Source organism: Pyxidicoccus fallax (genome assembly GCF_012933655.1).
Lineage (GTDB): Bacteria > Myxococcota > Myxococcia > Myxococcales > Myxococcaceae > Myxococcus > Myxococcus fallax.
In genome coordinates, this window is the sequence record NZ_JABBJJ010000160.1 from 21,923 (window position 1) to 27,922 (window position 6,000).

General features: G+C 70.9%; 6 protein-coding genes. 1 reads left to right on the forward strand and 5 read right to left on the reverse strand.

What is annotated here, in order from left to right:
* Nucleotides 1–358: 358 nt before the first annotated feature.
* The 5 genes from HG543_RS29225 to HG543_RS29245 all read right to left on the reverse strand — a co-directional run bounded on the left by HG543_RS29225 (nucleotide 359) and on the right by HG543_RS29245 (nucleotide 4,475).
* The gene (locus HG543_RS29225; RefSeq protein ID WP_169348177.1) at nucleotides 359–892 is read right to left on the reverse strand and encodes a hypothetical protein; all 534 of its coding nucleotides are present in this window, start codon (nucleotides 890–892) and stop codon (nucleotides 359–361) included.
* 8 nt (nucleotides 893–900) lie between these two features.
* Nucleotides 901–1,647: a dienelactone hydrolase family protein gene (locus tag HG543_RS29230; RefSeq protein WP_169348178.1), complete on the reverse strand. Its 747-nt coding sequence runs from the start codon at nucleotides 1,645–1,647 to the stop codon at nucleotides 901–903.
* Between the two features lie 30 nt (nucleotides 1,648–1,677).
* On the reverse strand, nucleotides 1,678–2,844 hold the full coding sequence (locus HG543_RS29235) for an iron-containing alcohol dehydrogenase (RefSeq protein WP_169348179.1): 1,167 nt from the start codon (nucleotides 2,842–2,844) through the stop codon (nucleotides 1,678–1,680).
* A gap of 1 nt (nucleotide 2,845) precedes the next feature.
* Nucleotides 2,846–3,163, reverse strand: coding sequence for a putative quinol monooxygenase (locus HG543_RS29240; protein WP_169348180.1), 318 nt, complete (start codon nucleotides 3,161–3,163; stop codon nucleotides 2,846–2,848).
* Nucleotides 3,164–3,248: 85 nt separating this feature from the next.
* Entirely contained in the window at nucleotides 3,249–4,475 is a 1,227-nt protein-coding gene (locus HG543_RS29245) for a heparin lyase I family protein (RefSeq protein ID WP_169348181.1), read from the reverse strand.
* 593 nt (nucleotides 4,476–5,068) lie between these two features.
* On the opposite strand from HG543_RS29245, the gene HG543_RS29250 reads away from it, so the two are divergent.
* Nucleotides 5,069–6,000: AAA family ATPase (locus tag HG543_RS29250; RefSeq protein ID WP_343073465.1), on the forward strand; the 932-nt coding region annotated here is incomplete at its 3' end.

The following is a 6,000-nucleotide window of genomic DNA, read 5'->3' on the forward strand; positions in this document are numbered from 1 at the left end:
TCAGATGCCATGCAGTTGCATTGGATTTCTCTCGTGCGAATCGATGATTCTCTGCTCGCTCGGTTTGCCTTCAATCCCTGTCTACCGAGGTGCATGACGTCCTCACGGGCAACCACCCGTGCGGCTCGCGCGTGGTGATCGCCCACTGAGAGCGGGTGCCTGTCCGCGACAGCTCACGAGCGCCGAGGGGCGCGCAGCCGAGCTCGTGTCGGAAAGGCGCTCGTGAAGTGGCTGGGCGAGGAGATGTCCGGCCCTGGCGCGACGCCGGTGAGGCGGCCGGCGTCGCGCTCCAGGTCGAAGAGGGCGGCCCTCCCGGTGGAACTCCCAGTCCCTCATCCGGAACCGGTGGCGCACGCGCTCACGGCCGGGAAGGAGGCAGCAGCTCCGGTGGAATCGGGTTCGCGGCGTTCTCCGTCTGCCACACCACGCTGGTAATCCACCAGCGCTGGCCGTCGAAGTAGAGCTGCACGTGGTTGACGCCTCGCGAGTACGCGCCCGCCGGCCCACCCCACGTCTCGTAGGTGGACGCGACGTGCGCGATGTTGCCGTAGCGTCGAGTCTCACGGTGGATTTCCCGCTCACGGAAGCCCGCGCGCACCAGCGGCTCCGTGGTGTCGACGAAGGCTTGATGGTCCTGCACGACGGCCTTCTCGTTGATGGCCACGAAGCGGATCCACGGGCTGTAGAGCGTCCTGTCGCGGGCCCACTGACTGGGAGCGCCGGGGGCGATGTTGAGCACGTCGTAGAAGGCGTGCATTACCCCGTCGATGGTGCCGACGTCCTCCGGTCGCGCGGGAATGGTCTCGACGGGGACGGAGGCGGAGGCTTCCCGGGCCGGAGCATGGGCGCACGCGGCCAGGGCGAGGAGCAGGCTGGGAAGGAGGGTTCGCATGACCCCGGTCAGCCCTTCAGGTTCCGGCCGAACAAATCGAGCAGCCGCTCCCAGTGCTGCTCGGAGGCGTCCTTGTCGTACGCGGCCATGCCCTCCACCGCGTAGCCGTGGCGCTTGTCCGTGAAGAGCTCGGAGCGGTGCTTGACGCCCGCGTCCTTCAGCGCGGCCTCCAGCTTCTGGATGGCCTCGGCGGGCATGGCGTTGTCGTGGTCCGCGTGGCCGAAGTACAGCTCGCCCTTCACCCGGCCCACGAGCCGGTGCGGACTGTCCGGCGCGTCCGTGGCGAGCCGGCCGCCGTGCGACGAGGCCGCCGCGGCGATGCGGTCCGGGAAGTCCGCGGCCATGCGCACCGCGATGGCGCCGCTCATGCAGTAGCCGGCGACGCCCACCCTGGGGCCCTTCACCATGGACTGGCGGGCCAGGAAGTCGAGCTCCGCGGCGGCGTCCTGCTTCAGGCGCTCGGGCGTCAGGCCGCCGATGAGCGCGTAGATGCGCTTGCGGAACGGCTCGTCGTCGAACGAGCCGTTGAGGTCCAGCTTCGACGCGTGCCCGTCTCGGTAGAAGACGTTGGGCAGGAGGACGACATAGCCCTCCTTCGCGATTCGCCGGGCCATGGCCTCGAAGACGGGCCGGATGCCGAACGCGTCCATCAGCAGGATGACCGCGGGCCATGGGCCCTGGCCGTGGCCCTCCTCCGGATGGAACAGCTTCGCGTCCATCGTTCCATCGGCCGTCTTGATGTCGACGTCTTGCATACGCGTCGGGTGTCCTCGCAGGGGGGATGGCTACATCGACCGGGTGGCGATCTCCGTCAGCTCCGCTTCCGTGAGCACCAGGGGATTGCCCTTCATGCTGTTGGCCACGCTCGCCTTGGCCACGAGCTCCGGGACCTGCGCGGTCGTCAGGCCGTAGCGGCCGAGGCCGGGGATGCGGAGCGCGGCGCGCAGCTCGTCCACCCACGTGAGCGCCTCCTCGGGGCGGGCGTCGGGCCGGCCCGTCAGCAGCGCGGCGATCTCCTGGAAGCGCGGCAGCGCCGGGTGCTGCGGGGCGCGCTCGCGAAGGGCCTTGAGGTTGACGTCCAGCACCGCCGACAGGAGCGCCGCGCACACCGCGCCGTGGGGCGCGTCGAACATGCCGCCCATGGGCGCCGCGAAGCCATGCACCGCGCCCAGGCCCGAGTTGGCCAGACACAGGCCGCCATAGAGGCTGGCCAGCGCCAGGTCTTCGCGCGCATCCGCGTCCGGCCCGTCCAGCACCGCGCGCCGCAGCGAGCGGGCCGAGCGCCGGATGCCCTCGCGCGCCAGCGCGTCCGTGAGTGGGTTGGCGCGGATGCAGACGAACGGCTCGATGAGCTGCGACAGCGCGTCCAGCCCGCTGGAGGCCAGCACGGCGGCGGGCGCCCCCACGAGCAGGTCCGGGTCCACCACGGCCAGGCGCGGCAGCATGTGCGGGGCGCGCAGCGACGCCTTCGCCTTGGCGTCCTTCGAGCCCAGCACCGCGTTGCGCGTCACCTCCGTGCCCGTGCCCGCCGTGGTGGGAATGGCCACGAAGGGCAGGGACGTCTTCGTCAACGGCAGCCCCTTGCCGATGACCTCCAGGTAGTCCGTCGGGTCGCCCCCGTTGGTGGCCAGCGCCGCGAGCGTCTTGCCCGCGTCCAGCGCGCTGCCGCCGCCGAAGCCCACGACGAGGTCACAGCGGAACTCCAGGGCCACCGCCGTGCCGTCCCGCGCCAGCTCCACCGTGGGCTCACCGTCCACGGAGAAGACGCGCACGGCCAGGCCCCGCCGCTCCAGCGCCTCACGCAGCGGCTGGGCGCGCGCGGGGTTCTTCCCGGTGACGAGCAGCACGCGGCTGCCACCCAGGGCCTGGATGGCCTCGGGCGCTTCCTTGACGCGGCCGGGGCCGAAGAGGATGCGGGTCGCGGTGGCGAACTCGAAGGAGAGGCCGCTCATGTCACCAGCCTCCGTCGTCGGGGAAGCGGTTGACGTACTTCCGGCTGGTGCGCGGCTCGGCCATCATCGGCGCCACCGTGTCGCGCCAGGTGAGGTAGTGGGCCGTCTCCTTGTGCGCGGCCGGGGCCTGCGCCGTCCGGTACACCTCGCACAGCACGAAGCGCGTCGGGTCCTCGGTGTCCTGGATGACGTCGAAGCGTGCGATGCCGGGCTCCTTCACGCTCGCGCGGGCATTGGCCAGCGTGGCCTCGCGGAACGCCTCCACGTGTTCCGGCTTCACGTGGACGTGGACATGGACGACCAGCAGGGACTGGGACATGCCCCGGAGAATACCCCGGGCCGGGGCCGCGCGGGTGCACGGCTTCCGGCCCGGAGTTTCTCCAAGGTGTGTCGCCGTCAACCCGCTACGGCGCGGTGAGGACGGACGTGGGGCTGAGCACGTCCTGCAGCGTGCGGGCCATGGTCCAACCGTCGTGGTAGACGATTCCCGTCTGGCTGATGGTGTCGTTCCGGTACAGGCCGATCTTCAGGTAGTTGAGCTGACCGGAGTACTGGGTCGCGATGTACCGCTTGGGCAGGACGAGCTTGCCGTTGTGGTACAGCTCCACGAAGCCGACGGAGGCGTTGGGCGACCACTTCACGTGGAAGATGAAGTCCTGCCACTGGGCGCGGACCAGCGGCGTGCGCCAGACGATGGTGCCCGGGTTGCCGCCGACCTTGAGGTGGATCTCCTCGCCGTTGACGTAGAACTCCACCGGCGGTGAGCCCGAGTTGCCCTCGTGGTGCCACTGCGTGAAGAGCTGCCACGTCTTCGCGCTGGGGAAGGTGGAGTCGAACATCGTGCTCCAGCGGTAGTAGTACTCGGAGCCCGCCGGCTCGCGCGTCAGCCGCACCAGCTCGTTGCGGTTGCCGCTGGAGTTGATGGGGTCGTCGCCCTGCTTCACCGTGGCCTTGAGGGCGTAGCGGCCCTGGCGCAGGGGCGAAGCCACCAGCGCCAGCCGGTCCGCGCTCACCATCTGCGTCTTGCTCCACTGCGAGCGGTCCCCCGTCTCGAAGTCACCCACCCACACCACGCTGGAGCCGGTGGGCGGAGGCGTCGTGGTGCCACCGGCGCAGGCGCGGGCCTCGGAGATGCTGGCCCAGTCGTTCAGCGTGCTGCCGTTGACGGTGATGCGCAGGCGGCGGGCGGACACGGCCGGGAAGCCGTAGGTCTCCGCCGCCGTCGTGGTGCCGCTGCTCTTGCCGGAGTAGACCTGGGTGTACGTGTAGCCGTCCGGCGAGACGGACACCGTGAAGGTGTTGGCGCGCGTGTTGCCGTTGTGCCAGGCGATGGTGGCGCCGGACACCGTCTTGGTGGCGCCCAGGTCGTAGTCGATCCACGAGCCCTTGCCGAGGTTGCTCCACCGCGTGTCCAGCCGGTCATCCATCGTGTTGGCCGGGACGTTGCCATCATTGCCGCTGGCGATGACCGAGGTGGCCGTGAGCTGCGTGCAGTTGGACGCGGTGAGCGCGTCGGCCGTGCTGCCCAGGGTGTCCGGGGCTTCACCCACTTCGGTGGAGGGGTCGTACGCGCCACAGCCAGCGCCGCCGATACCGAGCAGCGTTCCAACCAGCAGGAGGGTCTTCTTCATGAGGGCTCTCTGGGGCTCAAAGACAGACGGGGGGTAGGCCCGCTCCGCGTTTCGCGGGCGGGTGGACGTTTGGCTTTGCGGGATGTCGTCTTCTCCAAGGACGCGGCGGAGCTGCCGCGATGCGACAGGAACGAGTATCGGCGAGGATTATTTCGTACTCAACACTTCCCCCGACGCCTGCCTGCCCTGCGGGAGAGTGAGCGGGGCGCACAGACGTCTCTGTTTCAAGCAACATGGTTGTAATTGTTTGCTGGACGGCGATTGTTTTCCGGTGGCGATGCGGAATGTGAGCGTGGGCCCGCACCGAGCGCGTGGAGTCACACCCGGGCGTCCACCCCGAAGGTCCATGTGGGCCGTGCGGCGACGACACTCGCACCGCCCCGGGGCGCGAGGCGCGATGGCGACCCGGGGCGGTAAAACTCTCGCGCTCCGAGGAAGACGCGAGCTCTCGGCGCTCCAAGCTCAGCGCATCATTTCAATGGGAGGTGGCGATGGCCTCGTCCTCGGGCGGTTGTGTTGCCTGCGGGGCTCGGATTCCGGTGGGCACCCTCGCGTGTCCGCGGACCCCCCTGGGGGAGAGGCCGGGCGCCGGGGTGCGTCGGTGGACGCCTTCCACCTGCGCGCCCCCACTGGTGGGGCGGGAAGCGCAGCGGGCGCGGCTGCGGGCCTTCGCGGCGGAGGCCCGCAGGGGCCTGGGGCGCGCGGCGTGGCTGGTGGGCGAGGCGGGCCTGGGCAAGTCGCGGCTGAAGGACGCGCTCGTGGAGGAGCTGGCGGGTGAGGGCTTCGAGGTGTGGGAGGGCAGCGGCATGGCCCTGCCCGGCGCGCCCGCGGGCCCCTTCCGCGAGCTGCTGGAGGCCACGCGCGCCCTGCGGCCGCCGCCGGGCGTGGGCCGGGTGTCCAGCTCGGACGCGGAGTTGCTCGCGCGTTTCCTGGAAGGGCGCGAGCGGCAGGGTGTGCCGGCGAGCCTCGCCGCCGAGCGCGCCGCGCTGTTCGACGCCCTCTGCCATGCGCTGATGCCGCACCTGCGTCCCCGGCTGCTGGTGCTGGAGGACTGGCAGCACGCGGACCCGCTGAGCCATGCGCTCGTGGAGGCCCTCGTGGCGCGCATGAGCCACCTGCCGCTGCTGCTGCTCGCGCTCCAGCGCCCGGGAGGCACGGCCCCGGTGCCGCTGTCGGCCGAGGTGCTCACGGTGGGGCCGCTGTCCGACGTCGAGGCCGTGTCGCTGTTCGACTGGCGCGCGCGCTCGCTCGAGGTGTCGCGGGAGGCGAAGGAGGCGTTGCTCGCGGGCAGCGCGGGACATCCGCTGCACCTGCTGCACGCCATCACCCTCCACGAGGAGCGCCCCGGTGAGTTGGTGCCGTTGTCGGGGGCCGAGGCGCTCACCGCCCGGCTGGAGGCGCTGTCCCCCGGTCAGCGCGAGGCGCTCCAGGCGGCCTCCGTGCTGGGGCCTTCCTTCCCCCGGCCGGTGCTGGGCGCGTTGGTGGGGAGCTACGCGCCGCTGGCGGGGCTGGAAGGGGGTGGGTG

Excerpts from the sequence above, each read along its gene's own strand:
- HG543_RS29225 (WP_169348177.1), bottom strand. The coding sequence starts at position 892 with ATGCGAACCCTCCTTCCCAGCCTGCTCCTCGCCCTGGCCGCGTGCGCC.
- HG543_RS29230 (WP_169348178.1), bottom strand. The coding sequence starts at position 1,647 with ATGCAAGACGTCGACATCAAGACGGCCGATGGAACGATGGACGCGAAG.
- HG543_RS29235 (WP_169348179.1), bottom strand. The coding sequence starts at position 2,844 with ATGAGCGGCCTCTCCTTCGAGTTCGCCACCGCGACCCGCATCCTCTTC.
- HG543_RS29240 (WP_169348180.1), bottom strand. The coding sequence starts at position 3,163 with ATGTCCCAGTCCCTGCTGGTCGTCCATGTCCACGTCCACGTGAAGCCG.
- HG543_RS29245 (WP_169348181.1), bottom strand. The coding sequence starts at position 4,475 with ATGAAGAAGACCCTCCTGCTGGTTGGAACGCTGCTCGGTATCGGCGGC.